The sequence below is a fragment of the Plantactinospora soyae genome (genome assembly GCF_014874095.1).
In the GTDB taxonomy this organism is placed as follows: Bacteria; Actinomycetota; Actinomycetes; order Mycobacteriales; family Micromonosporaceae; genus Plantactinospora; species Plantactinospora soyae.
This window is the reverse complement of sequence record NZ_JADBEB010000001.1, coordinates 6,339,454-6,357,139: the sequence shown is the minus strand read 5'-3', so window position 1 is coordinate 6,357,139 and position 17,686 is coordinate 6,339,454. Positions and strand designations below refer to the sequence as shown.

Here is a 17,686-nt window from a genome sequence, read left to right as displayed (position 1 = left end):
GGGCTCCCAGTGAAGTTTTCCAGGAAGGAAACGAGGCGGGAATCGTTCAAGATGCGACCAAAGAGCTCGATCGCGCCGACCGAATAGGTCGTTACCGCAGCCCGATCAGGTTGATTCAGTGCCAAGAAACCGATATCGCCGCCGAACGATCAGCCGGTGTCAGACGATGACCTGTTCTGATGTTGATATTGGCGCTAATGATTCGGTTCAATTGATCTCAGCGACGTCAGGGCACGAGTGAAACCGGGCCGGCGTCGATGGCGAACCGGAAGAGGGCGTACGGGCGGCGCCGTCGGTCGATCCCGCCGGAGTAGTCCGGCTGGCGGTGGAGTTGGTTCGCCGTGACGTAGAGGTACCGGTCGGCGCCGATCGACATGGTGTCCGGCCAGAGCAGCCGTGGATCGCGGACCACCGTCTCGTACGCCCCGTCCGGGTTCCGGCGCAGGATGGCGTTCTGCTCGTACGCGGTGACGTAGATCCGGCCGGCGTCGTCGGTCTCCAGACCATCGGCGCCGCTGCCCTTGTCCCCCTCGTCACAGACCGTGGCGGCCACCTCGGCGTCGTCCATCGACCGGTCGACGAGCGCGTCGATGTCGACGCTGTAGAGCCGGCGGGACATCAACGGGCAGTAGTAGAGGCGGCTGCCGTCTGCCGAGATCGCGATGCCGTCCGAGCCGAAGCTGACCGGGCTGGGCGGGGCGTCGGGCGGCCGCATCAGGAAGGGGCGCCCTTCGACGAGTGGCCGGAAGTCGACCAGGGACTCGGCCTTGGTGGACGGATGGTCGTGCAGGCGTCGCCAGGACGTACCGCTGGCCAGGTCCACCACGATGATCCCGTTCGGTCCCGAGTTGGTCGAGTCGGTGACGAACGCGACCCCGGCCGAGCGCCGACGCAGGTCGAACCGGACGTCGTTGAGGTACGACGTCGGCAGCGCCACCTCGGCGGGGAACAGGATGGTCTGGGTGACCCGGTCGGTGTCGAGGTCGACGCAGACGAGCTTCGGTCCGCCGGGGCGGGTCGGCTGGAGCATCGGGCTGCCGGTGTCCACCACCCAGAGCCGGTCCGACGGGTCGACGACCACGCTCTGCACCGAGACGAACGACTCGGCGTCGTCGTTTCCGCTCGGGTCGTTCCAGGCCTGGTCGGGATAGGGCTGGCAGGTGCCGTCGCGCAGCTCGACGACGGTGGCGCCGACCTCGTCGCCCCACTTCGGGAAGGTCACGAAGATCCGACCGCGCCGGGAGACGCCGACCCCGGTCGGCATGGCCCCGGTGAAGGCGCAGACCAGTTCGAGCGCGCCGCAGGGCTCGTCGCTGGTCAGCTGGTCAGTCATTCCGGACCCCTCCGTGGTACGTCGGGGCGACCGGCACCGCTGGCGGTCAGCTCGTCCGACCAGGTCACTCTAAATCGGGGCTGAGCCCCCTAATACTCGAATAGCCGGATTAGCCCGGCAAACCGCTCGTCACGTCGATTCGAACCATCCAGCCGGACCTATGTAGAAGTCTTTCCAAACTTAGCGCTGGTTGGTTAAATACCTTCACATTGTGCCCCGCCCGAGTCGCGAAGGGTCCTCCATGAAGATCGGTTACGCACGTAGCTGGACCGTCCTCGTCGCAGCCACACTCGCCACCACGGTCCTGCTGCCGAGCGCCCCGGCCGCCGCCGCGACGGTGACCGTCGACAACGCCACCGCCGACCGGTTCACCGGCAGCGCGAGCTGGGGTACCTCCAGCTACTCCAGCCAGAAGCAGGGCGCCGACTACCGGTTCGCCGACCCCGACACCACCGCCAGCGACGCCGCCTGGTTCAAGGTCAACGTGCCGAGCGCCGGCAGCTATCTCGTCGAGGTCTGGTACCCCGCCGATCCCGGGTACAACAACGCCACCCCGTTCATGGTGGTCACCACCAGCGGCACCCAGAGCATCCCGGTCAACCAGCGGGCCAACGGTGGCCGGTGGGTCGCGTTGGGCACCTTCTCCCTCGCCGCCGGTGACTACAACGCGGTCGGGGTCAGCCGGTGGACCAGCGGCACCGGCTACGTGATCGCCGACGCCGTACGGGTCACCACCGCCACCGGTGGCGGTACCACGTACTCGATGCCACTGCCCCGGACCGCCCTGCCGCGCAGCGAGTACGACGACCCGCACCACGACTACGCCGCCATCGACCTGCCGGTACCGAGCGGCACCGCCGCGTACGCCGTCCGGGCCGGCACCGTGGCCCGGGTCAACGACAGCAGTTGCGGCCAGGGCATCAACCTGACCGGCACCGACGGCGCGGTCTACACCTACTGCCACTTCTCCGCGTGGTCGGTCGCCAGTGGCGCCACCGTCACCGCCGGTCAGCGGATCGGCTCGACCGGCAACACCGGCAACTCCACCGGTCCACACCTGCACTTCGGCATCCGGACCAGCGGCACTCTCCGGTGCCCGCAGAACTTCCTGCTGGCCCTCTACGACGGCGTCACCCCGCCGGCGGCAACCAGCCTCCCCACCTCCGGCTGCAGCTACTGACGTGCAAGGAAGGGCCCCTTCCTATCGTTTTCTGTAGAAGAAGGGGCCCTTCCTAACCGAAATACCTAGCGGGGGCGGCGGGCGACCAGGACGTCCCGGACGATCGACTGGTCGACCCGGTGCGCGAACTCCAGGTACGGGCCGGTCGTCAGCACCTCCAGGCCGGAGTCGGCGAGCAGTTGTGCCGCCTCCTCGCGGCGGGCGACGTGGGTGTTCCAGGCAATGCCGATCGCCCCACCGGGACGCAGCAGTTCGGCCCAGACGGGTACCGCCTCGTCGAGCAGGGCGAGCGGGCTACGCGCCAGCCCCTTCTCGGCGGTCCGGCTGCCGTGCTGTACGCCGTACGGGGCGTCCGCGACGAGCAGGTCCACGGTGCCGGGCCGGAAGAACTCCAGACTCCGGGTGGTGTCCGCGTTCACCACGTCCAGCCGCTGTGTCTCCCCCGCCTTGTACGCCTCCTTGTCGGCCGCCAGGGTGACCTGTAGCCGCCGACCCACCACCTTCCGCTCCCGGCGTACCAGCCCCGACGACTCCACCCGGTGCTTGACCCGCTTCCGTTTCAACCAGGTCTGGATGTACGTCGAGTACGCCTCGAAGTCCTTCTGGTCCCGGTCGATCCCCGCGGCGTCGAAGCCGTACGTCAGCGCCTGGTTCAGGGTGGTGCCCCGGCCGCAGAGCGGATCCAGCACGGTGAACTTCCGGCGGAGCATCTCCGGCGCGAAGTCCGAGGCGAGCAGCGTCACGTTGAGCAGCAGCTTGGTGAACTGCTCGTTGGTCTTCCCCGGATACTTGGGAATGGTCAGCAGGTCGTCGTCGAACCGGTCGAGCCGGTGCAGTTCGACCGGGCGGAGCAGTTCGCCGGTGACCTCGAACAACGCGTAGATCGACGACAGGTTGGCCAGGTACGCCGTGTCCCGCTCGTCGAGCCGGTCGGCCGCGAAGGTGACGTACCGGACGCCGCCGATGGTCGTCTCCGAGACGTCGGACAGCCGACCGCCGAGTACGGCCCGGTCGAAGACCGCCAGCTCGGCCCGGGTCAGGGCGACCGAGGCCTCCGCGTAGACGCGGTTCGACGACGGCAGAATCAACAACGCGTACTCGCTCATATATCCTTCCGGGGCCAACGATGACAATTCGGTTCAGGCAACCGGCTAGATCGTAGATGGCCCTCCGGCGCCTGTAGGGCGAGCCCGGCGGAGAGTTACGGCAGTTGATGGGTATCCCGACCGGCCGGCCCGGGTTAGCCTCGGCCGATGATCGATGCCGACCACTGGATCGCCGGGCGTCCTGCCGGCGACGACCACCCCCGATCGGGTCCGGGAAGGTCGATCCGGCGCCCCCTCGCCGCCCTCGGCTCCCTGGCCCTCGTCGCCGCGCTGCTCGCCGTGGCCCAGCCCACCCAGGCCGCCGGCCCCGAGGTCGGCAGCGCGCGACTCGTACCGCTCCAGGTCACCGGCCCGGCCAGCGAGCGACTCAATCTCGTGGTCCTCGGCGACGGCTACACGGCGGCCGAACTCGGAAAGTTCCACGCGGACGTGGACCGGCACATGAACGTGCAGTGGAGCATCGAGCCGTACCGCAGCTACCGCAACTACTTCAACGTGTACGTCATCGAGATCGTCTCCGGCGAGTCCGGCATCCGCTGCGATCCCGACGACGATCCGCCGAACCCGGACCGGATCACGCCGCTCGGCCTGCACTACGCGGACGGCTGCACGAACCCGCTCGCCCGGGGCATCACCTTCCAGAGCTACGGCACCCAGGCGCTCAACGGCTATCTGCGGGACCTGGTGGCACCGCTGGGCGTCACCGCCAGTAACCGGCAGGTGTTGGCGATCGCCAACACCGACACCTACGGCGGGATCGGCGGCACCAACGCGACCACCTCGGGCGGCGCCCCGCAGGGACCACTGATCAGCCCGCACGAGCTGGGGCACTCGCTCGGCCAACTCCAGGACGAGTACCCGTACTCGGACCGGCCCGTGCCCGGCGGCCCGTACTGCACCAGCAACTGCACCGAGCCGACGTCGCGGCACCACACCCGGCTGACCGAGCAGCAGATGATCGCCCAGCAGGCCAAGTGGTGGCGCTGGCTCGGCGAGGAGAGCGAGTCCGGCGGCGTCATCGGCCGGTACGAGAGCGGGATGTACTCGACGTCGAACGTCTGGCGGCCCAGCGAGCATTCGATCATGCGCTGGATCGGTTTCCACTACGACCAGGTCAGCCGCGAGATCATGACGCAACGGATCTCCGGTCGCCGGGACACCAACGCGATGGCCCTCTCCGCCCGCCCCACCGACCGGCCCGTCGGCCGGACGGACGTGCTCTGGGTGGAGACCCAGCATCCCGGGTACCACGAACTCGACGTGAGCTGGACGGTGAACGGTGCACCGGTCCCCGACACGGCGAACAGCCGCAACCTCGACCTCGCCACCCTCGACGTCCGCCCCGGCGACGTCGTACGGGTGACGGTCCAGGATCCGACCGGGTTCGTCCGGGACCCGGCGATCCGCACCGGCCCCGCCCTGACCCAGAGCCGGCAGTGGACGGTGGGCGCCGAGCCGACCGTTCCGGCACCGGTGCAGGTGGCGATCACCGCGTCGACCCAGACCGACGGGCGTGCGGTGGGCGGCCAGGACGTCGTCTACGTCGAGACCACCCACCCGACCGACCGGGTGCTGGAGGTGACCTGGCGACTCGACGGCGCGGTCGTGCCCAACCCGCACAACAGCCGCAACCTCGACCTGGGCGCCCTACGTCTGCCCGCCGGCAGCCACCAGCTGACCGCGACGGTGACCGACCCGGCCGACCCGGGCGGGGACTCCGACAGCCGTACCTGGACGGTCGACAACGTCGAGGCGGGTACCACCGCCACCCTCTCCCCGCCGCTCACCACGCTGGCCGGCAACGTGCCGCACAACGTGTACTTCGAGCGGTTCACCATGGGCCTCGACCCGGTCGACGACCGTCCGGGGTTCACGGTGGGCGAGTTCCGCCTCGACCGGGACGGTTGGTTCAACTACTTCGGCTGGCCGGACGCGCCGGCCGGCACGCCGTTCCTGTTCACCCCGACCGGAACGGTGATCAAGTCCCTGGTCTACGGGAACCTGGGCTCGGGTGGGCTCTCGAAGGCGGTGTTCGAGGAGACCGAGCCCGGCTACGGTACGCACACCGTCGAGCACCGGGGCATCGACGCCGCCGGGAACATCGGCAGCCCCGACGAGTTCCGGGCGACCGTACTGCCCGGGGCGTCACCGTCCTGCACCCGTACGCTCTCGGGGCCGTACGCCGGCAACCTGGTCGTCGCCGCCGGGGTGACCTGCCTGCGTGACGCCCGGGTGGCCGGCCTGGTCACGGTGCGACCCGGCGCCTCGCTGGTCGTCTCCGGCGGCGCGATCGCGGGCGGGGTCCGGGCCGACCGGGCCGCCGTGGTGCAGTTGCTCGGCGCCACGGTCAGTGGCTCCGTCCAGATCTCCGGCACGACCGGCACCGTGACGAGTGTCGGCAGCACCTTCAGCGGCGCGGTCCGGCTCGCCGGCAACGCCTCCGGCGAGCACGGGCTGGCACTGGTCGGCAACCGGATCAGTGGTCTGCTCAGCTGTACCGGAGGTCCGGTCTCCGACTTCGGGGTCCGCAACGAGCTGCGCGGCCAGCGCAGTGGCGAGTGCGCGGCGCTCTGACCTGTGGTGTTGGGCCTCGGTGGTGGGACGGTGTCGTCAGCCGTTCCACCACCGGCCACTCGCGGATGACGCGTTGGTGTCAGGGACGGCGCAGCACGCCGCCGTACTCGTAGAACCGGGTCTCCTCCGCGCCCCTGCCGAGGTACGGGCGCAGCGCCTCGTCGACCGGCGACAACGGCGGCTGGGTGGGGTCGGGACGCCAGGTCTTCACGTCGACCATTCCCGGCTCCACCGGCTCGAAGCCGCGCACGAACTCCGCCACCTCCGCCAGGGTGCGGTTCTTCCAGGGAATGCCCATCTTCTTCACCATCGCGTTGCCCTCGTCCACACCCTCCTGGGTGGTCCCGGCCAACTGCGAGTACGCCAGGTAGCTGTCCGGAACGAGTGCCTCCCGGACCGCGCCGAGCAGATGGTGCACGGCCGCGTCGTCGACAATGGAGTGGGTCACCGAGAGCAGCAGTACGCCCACCGGTCGCGAGAAGTCGATCATCCGACGTACCTGCTCGTCGGCGAGGATCTTCTCCGGCACGGTGACGTCGGCGGCGATCACCGTGGTCGTCTCGTCGTCGGCCAGCAGGGCCCGCCCGTGCGCCAGCACGATCGGGTCGAAGTCGACGTAGACCACCGGGGCGCCCGGCTGGAACTCCTGCGCCACCTGGTGCACGTTCGCCTGGGTCGGCAGGCCGCTGCCCAGGTCGATGAACTGTCGGATTCCGAGGTCGCGGGCCATGAACCGGACCGCCCGGTAGAGGAAGAGGCGATTCTCCCGGGTGACGTCCAAACTGGCCGGTTGCTGCGAACACACGTGCAGCACGGCCTTCCGGTCGACCGGGAAGTTGTCCTTCCCGCCGAGCGAGTAGTCGTACATCCGGGCCGAGGTCGGGACGTCGATCGGAAAGGCGGGATACCCTCCGTCGTTGGGCGCGGTCACGAGATCAGCTCCGTACTGTCGTGGGGAACGGACTACCAGGGTAGCGGTTTCCGCCCGACGCCCCCTTCCCGAGTACCGCCGAAAACGGGCCGAAAAACCGACCCGTCGCGGGCCCGATCCGGCGGCCTCTTCCAGGACCGCTGACCGGTTCCCGGACCTGGTACGGCCTCAGCGACCGCAACCGATCCGGTTCGGGGCGAGCGCGATGTCGTCCAGCCACAGGTCGAAGTGGTCCGGCGTCGGGCCGCCCTGGTAGAGCTGCCAGCCGATCTTCACCGTGTCGGCCCGGGGCAGGACGAAGTCGACCGGGTTGCCGCCGTGCTCGGTGGTCGTGACGGTCATGTCCGGCTGGGCCACGCCGTCGATCCACACCGCGATGCGGTTGTCCGACGCGTCCCACCGCCACTCGAAGCACTGCCACCGGTCCTCGACCGTGGGTGCGGACTCGCGCCAGTTGGTCCAGTCACCGGTCGGACCACCGTCGGCCCCGACACCCCAGTACGACGCGCCCAACGGCGGTGCCCACTGCCCACCGATCGGCCGGACGACCTCGGAGCTGCCCGAGCCGGTCGCCTCGACCAGGGTGAAGTGCGCCCAGTCGGGCGCGGTCGGGAAGGCGTCGACCTTCAGCCGCATCCGGCCGTGGAAACTGTTCTCCGGAGCGGCGAAGTCGTCGACCCGGAGGAACGCCCGGCCGTTGCCCTCGGTGTGCACCCGCAGCACCTTGTCCGACCGCTGCCGCTCGACGGTCAGGGTGCCGTCCTTGGTGTCGATTCCCCAGGCCAGCGAGGCGGCCCCGCCGACGGGCAACCGTTCGAAGTCCTCACAGAACAGCAGGGCCCGGTTGCCGCAGGCGGCGCCGTGACCGGAGCCGTGCCGGGCCTCGGCCCCGCCGTCGCCGGCCTGCGCGGCACCGCCGCTCGCCAGCACCGCGGCGACGGTCAGCAGGATGAGGGGGAACCGTTTCGGAAGCCGGGCCATGGCGCAAGAGCATGACAGATGTCGATGGATGGCGCCAGTCACCGACTGCCGACCACCACCGCACGGAGGGTCGACATAGAGGATCTTCTTTGGTTTACTGGGCGTCCCGGCCGTGCTCCGGTGCCCACCGCACCGCGCGTCCTCGGACTCGCCCCGTACCGGCCGGCGGCCACGCCCGGAGGTGTGCCATGACCCGTGAGTCCGAACCGGACTCGCCCCCGACCGTGCTTCCACCACCCGGGCTGTCCCGGCGTGGTGTCCTGCGCGGGACCGCCGCCGCGTCGGCCGGGCTGGCCGTCGGTGCGACCGCCGGCCCGACGGTCGGCGCCGAACCGGCAATGGCGGCGCCCGCACCGGAGGCGGTCGGAACTTCACTGGTCGAGGTCCGATTGGTGGTGAACGGCGACACCGAGCGGCTCCGGATCGATCCCCGGGTGACCCTGCTGGACGCGCTGCGCGAGCGACTGGCGCTGACCGGGTCGAAGAAGGGCTGCGACCGTGGCCAGTGTGGGGCCTGCACCGTGCACGTCGACGGCCGCCGGGTGCTGTCCTGCCTGACCCTGGCCGTGGCCACCGCCGGCCGGCAGGTCACCACGGTCGAGGGACTGGCCGACGGCGACCGGCTGCATCCGATGCAGCAGGCGTTCATCGACTGCGACGCGTTCCAGTGTGGATTCTGCACCTCCGGCCAGATCATGTCGGCGGTGGCGCTGGTCGAGGAGGGGCACATCCACTCCGACGACGAGATCCGCGAGAACATGTCGGGCAACATCTGCCGCTGTGGGGCGTACGACAACATCGTGGCCGCGGTCCGGACGGCCCGGCGGGACGGGGCGGACCGATGAGAGCGTTCGATTTCGCGGTCGCGGAGACCCTCGACCAGGCGCTGAGCCGGTCCGGCGGCGGTACCGGTTCCGCCTACCTGGCCGGCGGCACCACGCTGGTGGACCTGATGAAGCTCGAGGTGATGAGCCCGCGCCAGGTGGTGGACATCAACCGCCTGCCGCTGCGCGGCGTCTCGGCCGACCGGAGCGGCCTGCACATCGGCGCGCTGGAGCGGATGAGCGACGTGGCCGTCCATCCGCTGGTCACCTCGCGCTACCCGGTGATCGCGCAGGCGCTGGCCCGCAGCGCGTCGCCGCAACTGCGCAACATGGCGAGCATCGGCGGCAACCTGCTGCAACGGGTCCGCTGCGGCTACTTCCGGGACACCAGTACGCCGTGCAACAAGCGGGAACCCGGTTCCGGCTGCCCGGCGATCGAGGGCGAGAACCGGGGCCACGCCATCCTCGGCACCAGCGACTCCTGCGTCGCCACCCATCCCAGCGACCTCGCGGTGGCGCTGGTCGCGCTGGACGCCTCGGTCCGGCTGGTCGGCCGGGGCGGAACCCGGGACGTCCGGCTCGCCGACTTCTACCGGCTGCCCGGCGACACACCGCAGCTCGAACACGACCTACGCCCGGGGGAACTGGTCACCCGGGTCACGGTGCCGGCACTGGAGTGGGCCCGCCGGTCGGCGTACCTGAAGATCCGGGACCGGCAGTCGTACGAGTTCGCCCTCGCCTCCGCCGCCGTGGCCCTGGACCTGCGCGACGGCGTCATCCGCGACGTACGGCTGGCGGTCGGCGGTGTGGGTACCCGACCCTGGCGGCTGCCGGAGGTGGAGGAGGCACTGCGTGGAAAGTCGCCGCGTCCGGACGTCATCGAGGCGGCCGCCGACCGGGCCGTTGCGCAGGCCCGGCCGCTGGCACACAACCGGTTCAAGATGACGCTGCTCCGGCGCACCATCGTGCGCGCCCTGACGAGCCTGGCGGGTTGACCATGCAGAACGCAGCACCGGGCGCGGCCCGGACGGTGTCGGTGAGCCGGGTCGACGGCCGACTCAAGGTCACCGGCGGGGCCCGGTACGCCGCCGACCATCTCGCCGAACGGGCCGCGCACGGCTACCTGCTGCTCAGCACGGTGGCCCGGGGCACGATCCGGTCGATGGACGTCGCCGCCGCCGAACGCGCCCCCGGGGTACTGGCGGTGTACACCCCGTTCCGGAAGCTGGAGCTACAGGGCGGCGGCAACCCGTTCAGCGTGGGCCACAGTTGGCTGCCGTTGCAGGACGCCGAGGTGCGCTACCACGGGCAGGCCATCGGACTGGTCGTGGCGGAGAGCTTCGAGCAGGCCCGGGATGCCGCCGCGTTGGTCAGTGCGGACTACGACGTACGCCCACCGGCGGCGTCGCTTCCGGACGGGATCGCGCAGGCCACCGACCCGGGCCGGGTCAACGGCGAGCCGTCGGTGCTGGACCTGCTCGCCGAGGGCGTCGGCACGATCGACGAGGCGCTGGCCGCCAGCGAGGTGACCGTCTCCGGCACCTACACCCAGCCGCTCAAGCACCACAGCGCGATGGAGCCGCACGCCACGGTGGCGGTCTGGCAGGACGACCAACTCACCCTCCACAACGGCACCCAGAGCGCGTCGTTGACCCTCGGCACCATCGCCGCCGCGCTCGGCGTCGAACCGGCCCGGGTACGGGTGATCAGCCCGCACGTCGGGGGCGGCTTCGGCAACAAGATCGCGACCTGGGCACATCCGCTGCTCGCGGCGGCCGCCGCCCGTACGCTCGGTCGGCCGGTCAAGATCGTGCTGACCCGGGAGCAGACCTTCACGATCACCGGAAACCGCTCGGCGGTGCAGCAGACCGTCACGCTCGGCGCCCGCCGCGACGGCACCCTGGTCGCCGTCAAACACCAGGCGTACTCCAGCCAGTCGACCTCGGGCGGAACGTTCGAGGCCTCGCCGCACACCACCTCGCGCTATCTCTACCGGTCGGAGAACATCCACCTCGACCAGAAGATCGTGACGCTGGACATACCGCCACCGACCTGGATGCGGGCTCCGGGTCAGGAGTCCGGCTCGTTCGCCCTGGAGACCGCCCTGGACGAACTCGCCGTCAAGCTGCGGATGGATCCGGTCGCCCTGCGGTTGCGGAACAACGCGACGGTGTACCCCGGGCGGAACGTGCCCTGGTCCAGCAAACACCTCGACGAGTGCTACCGGGTCGGGGCGCAGCGGTTCGGCTGGGACCGACGCGATCCGGCACCCCGGTCCGTCGTACGCGGCGAATGGCTGGTCGGGATGGGGATGGCCACCGCCGTGTATCCGGCGGAACGCTTTCCGGCGTCGGTGAAGGTGCGGTTCCAGGCCGACGGGGACGTCGCGGTGTCCAGTGCCACCGCCGACCTCGGTACCGGGATGTGGACGGTGCTGGCCGTACTCGGCTCCGAAGCGCTCGGCCTGCCGGTCGCCCGGATCCGTACCGACCTCGGCGACTCGACCCTGGCCACCAACATCGGGGCGTTCGGCTCGGGCGCCACCGCCAGTACCGGGCCGGCCGTCGCCGTCGCCGCCGAGGCGGCCCGGACGGAGCTGATCACCCTCGCCGTCACGCACGAGCGCTCACCGCTGCACGGCGTACCCGCCGCCGACGTCCGGTACGACCGCGGCGACCTCGTCGCCCCGGAACGGCGGATCGGATTCGCCGCCCTCCTCCAGGCGGTCGGCGTGACCGGCGTCGAGGCGACCGGCTCGGCGGCGCCCGGCCCGGAACACGGGCAGCACGCCTTCACCTCGTTCGGGGCACACTTCTGCGAGGTCCGGGTCAACCGGTGGACCGGTGAGCCCCGGCTCACCCGGATCACCACCGTCATCGACGGCGGCGCCATCGTCAACGCCAAGACCGCCCGCAGCCAGATCAGCGGTGGCGTGATCTTCGGCATCGGGCAGGCGCTGCTGGAGGGGGCCCAGGTGGAGCCGGCGACCGGGCGGATCGCCAACGCCAACCTCGCCGAGTACCTGCTGCCGGTGAACGCGGACGTACCGCCGATCGACGTCCACTTCCTGGACCACCCGGACACCCTGTTCAACCCGCTCGGTGCGCGCGGGATCGGCGAAGTCGGCACGGTCGGCGTCGCCGCCGCGATCGGCAACGCGATCCACCACGCCACCGGACGCCGGATCCGCGACCTGCCGATCACCCTGGACAAGCTCCTCGACTGACGCCGGTGCCGGACGACGCGCCCGGACTGTCACCGGCCGGCCGGGGAGTTCGACCCGGCGCGGCCGGAGGGTCTGGCAGGGTGTTCCCCGAAGCACCCACCGATCCGGAAGGAGCCGTCGGTGACCTGGGAGGACATGCTCGCCCACTGCCTGGCAAAGCCCGGCGCGTGGCAGGACGAGCCGTGGGAGGGCGACGTCGTGGTGAAGGTCGGCGGCAAGATCTTCGCCTTCCTCGGCCAGGAGTCGGAAGCCGGCGTCGGCGTCAAGTGCGGCCAGAACCGGGAGGCGGCCGACGAGTGGCTGCTGCGGTTCCCCGAGGACGCCTCGGTGATGGCCTACATCGGGCGGTCGGGCTGGAACAGGCTGCGGATCGGCGGTGCGATCCCCGACGACGAACTACTGGAGGCCGTGGACGCCTCCTACGACACCGTGGTCAGCAAACTGCCGAAGCGGGAACGGCCGACGGCCCCACCGCAGTGACCAGCGGCGGGACCGTCGACGGCGGGTGGGCGCGACTCAGCCCGACTCCTCCTCGGCGTAGAGCCGGGAGACAGTCTCGGCCACGCAGCAGGGCTTGCCGCCCCGGTCCGGCTCGACGGTGACCCGGGCGACCAGTTGCACCCCACCGGGGACCGGATCGACCGCGACGATCTCCGCGCTCACCCGGATCGAGTCGCCGGTACGCAGCGGCGCGGGAAACCGCACCCGGTTCAGCCCGTAGTTGATGCCCATCCGTACACCCTCGACCTGGTAGACGTCGCGCATCAGGGCCGGGAGCAGGGAGAGCGTCAGGTAGCCGTGCGCCACCGTGGTCCCGTACGGGCCGGTGGCCGCGCGCTCGGGGTCGATGTGGATCCACTGGTGGTCACCGGTCGCGTCGGCGAAGGCGTTGACCCGGTCCTGCTCGACCCGGTGCCACGGGCCGGGCCCGATGACCTCGCCGACCGCCCCGGCCAGTTCCGCGATGGAGGCGAACGTCCTCATTCCAGGTGCCCTCCGAGCTTCGTGTAACCGCGGAGCAGGTCCCGCGAGATGATGAGTCGTTGCATCTCGTCGGTGCCCTCGAAGATGCGCAGCAGCCGGACCTGCCGGTACCAGCGTTCGATCGGCAGCTCCCGGGTGTAGCCCATGCCGCCGTGGATCTGGAGCACCCGGTCGACGACTCGGTTGATCATGCCCGCGCCGTACAGCTTGGCCATCGAGGAGGCGTGCCGGGGATCGAGCCCGGCGTCGACCGTCCACGCCGCCCGGAGCACGAGCCAGCGGGCCGCCTCCAACTCGGTCTCGGAGTCGGCGATCATCCACTGGATCGCCTGGTTGGTGCCGATCGGCTTGCCGAACGTCTCCCGGGTGTTGGCGTACTCGATCGCCATTGACAGGGCCCGCTCGGCGATGCCCAGCGCGTGTGACGGGATGAGGTACCGGCCCTTGCCGATCCACTTCATCCCGAGGGTGAAGCCCTGGCCGAGTTCGCCGAGGATGTTGCGGCTCGGTACCCGTACGTCGGTGAAGACCAGCGCCGCCGGTCCGCCCTCGCCCATCGTCTGGATCGGCTCCGACCGCCAGCCCATCGACCGGTCGACCAGGAACGCGGTCGCGCCTCCGTCGTGCACCTTCCGGTCCGGGTCGGTGATCGCGACGACGATGGCGAAGTCCGCGTCGTTGCCGTTGGTGATGAACGTCTTCTCACCATTGAGCACCCAGTCGTCGCCGTCGCGCCGGGCCCGCAGCCTGATGTTGGCCACGTCCGATCCCGCGCCGGGCTCGGTGATGGCGAAGCAGGAGATCCGGTCGCCGGCGATCGTCGGCAGCAGGAACTCCTTCCGCTGCGCCTCGTCGGCGTGGAACAGGATGTTGTCCGCCTCGCCGCCGAACCGGAACGGCACGAAGCTGCGGCCGATCTCGGTCCAGATCAGCGACTGCGTCACGGCGGGCAGGCTCATTCCGCCGTACTCCTCCGGGGTGTCCAGGCCCCAGAAGCCGAACGCCTTCGCCTTGAGTTGCAGCTCCCGCAGTTCGTCGCGGCGCAGCCCCGGCTCGTGGGCCCGCTCCCGGCGCAGCACCTCCGACTCCAGCGTCATGACCTCGTTACGGATGAAGGCACGGGCGGTGTCCCGGATCGCCCGCTCCTCCTCGCTGATCGAGAAGTCCATCGTGTTCCCTCCCCCGCCTAGCGCGCACCACCGTTGACATAGAGCGTCTGACCGCTGACGTACGACGCGTCGTCGCTGGCCAGGAACGCGACGACCGAGGCGATCTCCTCGGGCTGGCCGACCCGGCGCAGTGGTGTCTGCTCGGCGGCGTACTTCTGGTGGTCGGCCGGGCTGGCGCCCATCCGCTCGGCGGTGGCCGCGGTCATCGCGGTGGCGATGTAGCCGGGCGCGACGGCGTTGACGTTGATGTTGAAGGGGCCGAGTTCGATCGCGAGAGTGGCGGTCAGGCCCTGCACCCCGGCCTTCGCCGCCGCGTAGTTGACCTGGCCCCGGTTGCCCAGCGCGGACCGGCTGCTGAGGTTGACGATCTTGCCGTACCGGGCCGCCACCATGTGCCGCTGCGCCGCCTGGCAGCAGTGGAACATGCTGGTCAGATTCGTGGTGATCACCGAGTCCCACTCGGCGGCCGGCATCTTGAACAGCAGGTTGTCCCGGGTGATCCCGGCGTTGTTCACCAGGATGTCGAGCTTCCCGTACGCCTCGACGACCTGGTCGATCGTCGCGGACACCGCCGCGCCGTCGGTGACGTCGCAGCCGAACCCGCTCGCGCGCCCCCCGGCCGCCACGATCTCGTCGGCCGTCCCCTGGGCCCGCTGCGCATCCAGGTCGACCACCGCCACGCTGGCTCCCTCGGCGGCCAGCCGGCGTGCGGTGGCCGAGCCGATCCCCTGGGCCCCGCCGGTGACGACGGCGACCCGGTCGGCGAATCTACCCACGTGCATCTCCTCGCTCGTCATGCCTGGCCGCTGGTGCAAGGAAGGGCCCCTTCCTATCGCTTTTTGTAGAACAAGGGCCCCTTCCTAACACCCGGACGGGCTTCGGGCCGCCGGCCGTGGAACCAGGTCACTGCCCGCTAAACTAGCGCTGGAAGTTTTCTGGCGCCAGTCCTGGTGCACCGAGAAGGCGGGAGCCCGAGAAGGCGGCGCACCGAGCCCGGAAGGGCGCCGGCGCACCGGGAGCCCGAGTAGAGAGGCGAGTGAGCATGCCCCGACCCCGCCAGGCCCTGTTGAGCCGGCAGCGCATCGTCGACGCCGCCGCCGCGCTCATCGACGCCGAGGGGCTGGACGCGCTCTCCACCCGCCGCCTCGCCACCGAACTGGGAGTACGTGGCCCGTCGCTCTACAACCACTTCGCCAACAAGGACGAGATCCTCGACGCGGTCGCCGACGCCATCACCGCAAAGGTCGACGTCTCGTTCTTCGCCACCCACGACTGGCGGGACGCCCTGCGGATGTGGGGACTGTCGTACCGGCAGGCGCTCGCGACCCACGCCAACATCGTGCCGTACCTCGCACAGGGGCCCGGCCGCCGGCCGGCGGCGCTGGCGATGGCGGATGCGGTGTACGGCGGCCTGGTCAAGGCCGGCTGGCCACCGGCCCGGGCCACCCACATCGGCGCGCTGATGCGCTACTTCGTGGCCGGTTCGGCGCTCGGGTCGTTCGCCCGGGGCTTCGTCGAGGACCCGCAGCTGTACGCCGCGCACTATCCACACCTGCGCCAGGCGCACCGGCTCGCGGAGCATCAGCAGAGCGTCGACGAGGGGGCGTTCGCGCTCGGCTTGGACGCGCTCATCGATGGCCTGGCGCAGACCTACGAGCGGATCGTCGGCCCGCTGCCGTAACCCTGGACGGCGAACGGGGTACGCCGACCCGGGTCACCGAGGCTTCCGAATTTGTCCGGCTTGACGCCGATATCCGGGTTGACGCTGATATCCGGCTTGGTGTCGATATCCGGCATGGTGCCGATATCCTGCCTGTGCCGCCTGGACCGTCCACCTCCGCCATCGCCAGCAACGACACCACCAGCACCCACGACCAGACAGGAGATGGCCGGTGACCACCGTAGAACTGACGCGCTTCCGCGTGTCGCCCGCCCTGGGCGAGGCGCTGGTCGCCACGCGATCGGCGATGCTGCGCGACTTCCGGCTCGATCGCGACGGATTTCTCGACGCCCAGCTGGTTCGGCTGGCCGACGACGAGTGGCTGGACATCGTCTCCTGGCGGTCCTCGGCCGACCTCGCCGCGTCCCGGGCCAAGGGCGGCAACCGGCCCGGCATCCAGGCCTTCTTCGAGCTGATCGGCGAGATCATCAGCTCCGAGGAGGGCACCCTGGTCGACGAGCCCGCCTGGCCCGGCAATGCCCCCGGCTAGCCCGGCAACGCCCCCGGCACCGCGACCGTGGCGTGGACCCCGCTCGATGGCGTGTACTGCTCGACGCGGCGCTCAAGCCTACCGATACTCGGCCGGACGACGCGTTTACCGGACACCCCGACGACGGGAGCAGTGAGATGGGCAAGGTCATCACCGGTGGGTCGATGTCGCTCGACGGCTACATCGCCGGGCCCGACGAGAGCGGATTCGACCTGCTGTTCCAGTGGTACGGCAACGGCGATGTCGAGATTCCGACCGCGAGCCCGGACGTGCCGCCGATGCGGATGTCGGCCGTGAGCGCGAAGCTCCTCAAGGAGGAGTGGGGGAACACCGGTGCCCTGGTCGTCGGCCGGCACCTCTACGACATGACCAACGCGTGGGGCGGCCGGCATCCCATGGATGTCACGACGGTCGTGCTGACCCACCGCCCGCCGCAGGACCGGCCGGCCGCCGACGAGAACTTCGTCTTCGTCACCGAGGGCGTCGCCGCCGCTGTCGCGCGGGCGAAGGCGATCGCCGGTGACCGGGACGTCGTCGTCAACGGGGGCCAGATCGCCCGGCAGTGCCTCGAAGCCGGCCTGCTCGACGAGATCGGCATCGAACTCGTACCCGTGGTGCTCGGCGGCGGTACTCCGCTCTTCGCCGGCCTGGGCGGCACACCCGCGCAGTTCGAAGGCCCGATCAGGCTGATCCAGGGCACGGGCGTCACCCATATCCGCTACCGCGTCAAGAGGTGACCGACGAGGTCGGCGTCAACCGGGAGACTCGGTGTCGCACGTCCCGTCGTGCCCGGCCCGCAGGGCGCAGCGGCGGCGTCCGGGCAACAACCGGTCACAGCAAACCCGATGATGTACGTACTGCGCGTCCTCCTCGGACACCGTCGTCTCCCCGGCGTCGATCTCCGGCAGGAAGTCGAGCGACCGGACCAGCGCGTACGCGAGTTCCACCGCCCCGGCCAGGTCGGCGCTGCTGGCGGGAAGGTGAATGACGTACCGGGGCACCGGGCTGTCCCGCCCGGCGATCGCCTCCACGGCGGCCCGGGGCAGCGCGTCGAACACCCGATCGGCGATCTGATTAGGCGTTGTCCGCCGCCGTTCCGGAGCGAAGCTTCCGACTGTTCTCGTTCGGGGAACTGGGTCCACGGCTGATTCCTCTCACATGATCTGCC

At 70.3% G+C, this 17,686-nt stretch carries 18 protein-coding genes; 9 read left to right on the top strand and 9 right to left on the bottom strand.

Annotation, left to right across the window (positions count from 1 at the left end; translation table 11 throughout):
• Positions 1–226: 226 nt before the first annotated feature.
• Positions 227–1,333 carry an L-dopachrome tautomerase-related protein gene (locus tag H4W31_RS27750; RefSeq protein WP_192769327.1) on the bottom strand — a complete coding sequence of 369 codons (1,107 nt, stop codon included), beginning with the start codon at positions 1,331–1,333 and terminating at the stop codon, positions 227–229.
• Positions 1,334–1,574: 241 nt separating this feature from the next.
• Between H4W31_RS27750 and H4W31_RS27745 the strand changes: the two genes are divergently transcribed.
• On the top strand, positions 1,575–2,513 hold the full coding sequence (locus H4W31_RS27745; protein ID WP_192769326.1) for a golvesin C-terminal-like domain-containing protein: 939 nt from the start codon (positions 1,575–1,577) through the stop codon (positions 2,511–2,513).
• Between the two features lie 65 nt (positions 2,514–2,578).
• On the opposite strand, the gene H4W31_RS27740 is transcribed toward H4W31_RS27745, so the two are convergent.
• Positions 2,579–3,619, bottom strand: a complete 1,041-nt coding sequence (locus H4W31_RS27740; RefSeq protein ID WP_192769325.1) for a TRM11 family SAM-dependent methyltransferase — start codon at positions 3,617–3,619, stop codon at positions 2,579–2,581.
• Between the two features lie 147 nt (positions 3,620–3,766).
• Here H4W31_RS27740 and H4W31_RS27735 point away from each other — a divergent pair, with 147 nt between their 5' ends.
• Positions 3,767–6,193: a M64 family metallopeptidase gene (locus H4W31_RS27735; protein ID WP_225945716.1), complete on the top strand. Its 2,427-nt coding sequence runs from the start codon at positions 3,767–3,769 to the stop codon at positions 6,191–6,193.
• Between the two features lie 79 nt (positions 6,194–6,272).
• On the opposite strand, the gene H4W31_RS27730 is transcribed toward H4W31_RS27735, so the two are convergent.
• Both H4W31_RS27730 and H4W31_RS27725 read right to left on the bottom strand, forming a co-directional pair.
• The gene (locus H4W31_RS27730; RefSeq protein ID WP_318783437.1) at positions 6,273–7,124 is read right to left on the bottom strand and encodes an SAM-dependent methyltransferase; all 852 of its coding nucleotides are present in this window, start codon (positions 7,122–7,124) and stop codon (positions 6,273–6,275) included.
• A gap of 168 nt (positions 7,125–7,292) precedes the next feature.
• A complete protein-coding gene (locus tag H4W31_RS27725) occupies positions 7,293–8,105 on the bottom strand; it encodes a hypothetical protein (protein ID WP_192769324.1) in 813 nt (270 codons plus the stop codon).
• 338 nt (positions 8,106–8,443) lie between these two features.
• On the opposite strand from H4W31_RS27725, the gene H4W31_RS27720 reads away from it, so the two are divergent.
• The 4 genes from H4W31_RS27720 to H4W31_RS27705 all read left to right on the top strand — a co-directional run bounded on the left by H4W31_RS27720 (position 8,444) and on the right by H4W31_RS27705 (position 12,635).
• On the top strand, positions 8,444–8,950 hold the full coding sequence (locus H4W31_RS27720; RefSeq protein WP_225947168.1) for a (2Fe-2S)-binding protein: 507 nt from the start codon (positions 8,444–8,446) through the stop codon (positions 8,948–8,950).
• A complete protein-coding gene (locus H4W31_RS27715) occupies positions 8,947–9,924 on the top strand; it encodes an FAD binding domain-containing protein (protein ID WP_192769322.1) in 978 nt (325 codons plus the stop codon). The genes H4W31_RS27720 and H4W31_RS27715 overlap by 4 nt, the downstream gene beginning before the upstream one ends.
• A 2-nt stretch (positions 9,925–9,926) precedes the next feature.
• Positions 9,927–12,155, top strand: a complete 2,229-nt coding sequence (locus tag H4W31_RS27710; RefSeq protein WP_192772437.1) for a xanthine dehydrogenase family protein molybdopterin-binding subunit — start codon at positions 9,927–9,929, stop codon at positions 12,153–12,155.
• 120 nt (positions 12,156–12,275) lie between these two features.
• Positions 12,276–12,635 carry an MmcQ/YjbR family DNA-binding protein gene (locus H4W31_RS27705; RefSeq protein WP_192769321.1) on the top strand — a complete coding sequence of 120 codons (360 nt, stop codon included), beginning with the start codon at positions 12,276–12,278 and terminating at the stop codon, positions 12,633–12,635.
• Positions 12,636–12,671: 36 nt separating this feature from the next.
• On the opposite strand, the gene H4W31_RS27700 is transcribed toward H4W31_RS27705, so the two are convergent.
• Genes H4W31_RS27700 through fabG form a run of 3 tightly spaced genes read right to left on the bottom strand, consistent with a single transcriptional unit; the run spans position 12,672 to position 15,090 of the window.
• The gene (locus H4W31_RS27700) at positions 12,672–13,139 is read right to left on the bottom strand and encodes a MaoC family dehydratase (RefSeq protein ID WP_192769320.1); all 468 of its coding nucleotides are present in this window, start codon (positions 13,137–13,139) and stop codon (positions 12,672–12,674) included.
• Positions 13,136–14,308, bottom strand: coding sequence for an acyl-CoA dehydrogenase family protein (locus H4W31_RS27695; RefSeq protein ID WP_192769319.1), 1,173 nt, complete (start codon positions 14,306–14,308; stop codon positions 13,136–13,138). The genes H4W31_RS27700 and H4W31_RS27695 overlap by 4 nt, the downstream gene beginning before the upstream one ends.
• 17 nt (positions 14,309–14,325) lie before the next feature.
• Positions 14,326–15,090, bottom strand: a complete 765-nt coding sequence (fabG, locus tag H4W31_RS27690) for a 3-oxoacyl-ACP reductase FabG (protein ID WP_225945715.1) — start codon at positions 15,088–15,090, stop codon at positions 14,326–14,328.
• A gap of 260 nt (positions 15,091–15,350) precedes the next feature.
• Between fabG and H4W31_RS27685 the strand changes: the two genes are divergently transcribed.
• Complete coding sequence (locus tag H4W31_RS27685; protein WP_192769317.1) at positions 15,351–15,989, top strand: TetR/AcrR family transcriptional regulator C-terminal domain-containing protein; 639 nt, start codon at positions 15,351–15,353, stop codon at positions 15,987–15,989.
• On the opposite strand, the gene H4W31_RS27680 is transcribed toward H4W31_RS27685, so the two are convergent.
• Positions 15,959–16,105 carry a hypothetical protein gene (locus tag H4W31_RS27680; protein ID WP_192769316.1) on the bottom strand — a complete coding sequence of 49 codons (147 nt, stop codon included), beginning with the start codon at positions 16,103–16,105 and terminating at the stop codon, positions 15,959–15,961. The genes H4W31_RS27685 and H4W31_RS27680 overlap by 31 nt on opposite strands.
• Positions 16,106–16,200: 95 nt before the next feature.
• Here H4W31_RS27680 and H4W31_RS27675 point away from each other — a divergent pair, with 95 nt between their 5' ends.
• Positions 16,201–16,518, top strand: coding sequence for a hypothetical protein (locus H4W31_RS27675; RefSeq protein ID WP_192769315.1), 318 nt, complete (start codon positions 16,201–16,203; stop codon positions 16,516–16,518).
• Between the two features lie 137 nt (positions 16,519–16,655).
• The gene (locus H4W31_RS27670; RefSeq protein ID WP_192769314.1) at positions 16,656–17,255 is read left to right on the top strand and encodes a dihydrofolate reductase family protein; all 600 of its coding nucleotides are present in this window, start codon (positions 16,656–16,658) and stop codon (positions 17,253–17,255) included.
• Between the two features lie 15 nt (positions 17,256–17,270).
• Here H4W31_RS27670 and H4W31_RS27665 read toward each other — a convergent pair whose 3' ends face one another.
• Positions 17,271–17,576: a hypothetical protein gene (locus tag H4W31_RS27665; protein WP_404825626.1), complete on the bottom strand. Its 306-nt coding sequence runs from the start codon at positions 17,574–17,576 to the stop codon at positions 17,271–17,273.
• Between the last annotated feature and the right edge of the window lie 110 nt (positions 17,577–17,686).

Excerpts from the sequence above, each read along its gene's own strand:
- H4W31_RS27725 (WP_192769324.1), bottom strand. The coding sequence starts at position 8,105 with ATGGCCCGGCTTCCGAAACGGTTCCCCCTCATCCTGCTGACCGTCGCC.
- H4W31_RS27750 (WP_192769327.1), bottom strand. The coding sequence starts at position 1,333 with ATGACTGACCAGCTGACCAGCGACGAGCCCTGCGGCGCGCTCGAACTG.
- H4W31_RS27695 (WP_192769319.1), bottom strand. The coding sequence starts at position 14,308 with ATGGACTTCTCGATCAGCGAGGAGGAGCGGGCGATCCGGGACACCGCC.
- H4W31_RS27670 (WP_192769314.1), top strand. The coding sequence starts at position 16,656 with ATGGGCAAGGTCATCACCGGTGGGTCGATGTCGCTCGACGGCTACATC.
- H4W31_RS27740 (WP_192769325.1), bottom strand. The coding sequence starts at position 3,619 with ATGAGCGAGTACGCGTTGTTGATTCTGCCGTCGTCGAACCGCGTCTAC.
- H4W31_RS27710 (WP_192772437.1), top strand. The coding sequence starts at position 9,927 with ATGCAGAACGCAGCACCGGGCGCGGCCCGGACGGTGTCGGTGAGCCGG.
- H4W31_RS27735 (WP_225945716.1), top strand. The coding sequence starts at position 3,767 with ATGATCGATGCCGACCACTGGATCGCCGGGCGTCCTGCCGGCGACGAC.
- H4W31_RS27720 (WP_225947168.1), top strand. The coding sequence starts at position 8,444 with ATGGCGGCGCCCGCACCGGAGGCGGTCGGAACTTCACTGGTCGAGGTC.
- H4W31_RS27745 (WP_192769326.1), top strand. The coding sequence starts at position 1,575 with ATGAAGATCGGTTACGCACGTAGCTGGACCGTCCTCGTCGCAGCCACA.
- fabG (WP_225945715.1), bottom strand. The coding sequence starts at position 15,090 with ATGCACGTGGGTAGATTCGCCGACCGGGTCGCCGTCGTCACCGGCGGG.
- H4W31_RS27715 (WP_192769322.1), top strand. The coding sequence starts at position 8,947 with ATGAGAGCGTTCGATTTCGCGGTCGCGGAGACCCTCGACCAGGCGCTG.
- H4W31_RS27700 (WP_192769320.1), bottom strand. The coding sequence starts at position 13,139 with ATGAGGACGTTCGCCTCCATCGCGGAACTGGCCGGGGCGGTCGGCGAG.
- H4W31_RS27685 (WP_192769317.1), top strand. The coding sequence starts at position 15,351 with ATGCCCCGACCCCGCCAGGCCCTGTTGAGCCGGCAGCGCATCGTCGAC.
- H4W31_RS27680 (WP_192769316.1), bottom strand. The coding sequence starts at position 16,105 with ATGCCGGATATCGACACCAAGCCGGATATCAGCGTCAACCCGGATATC.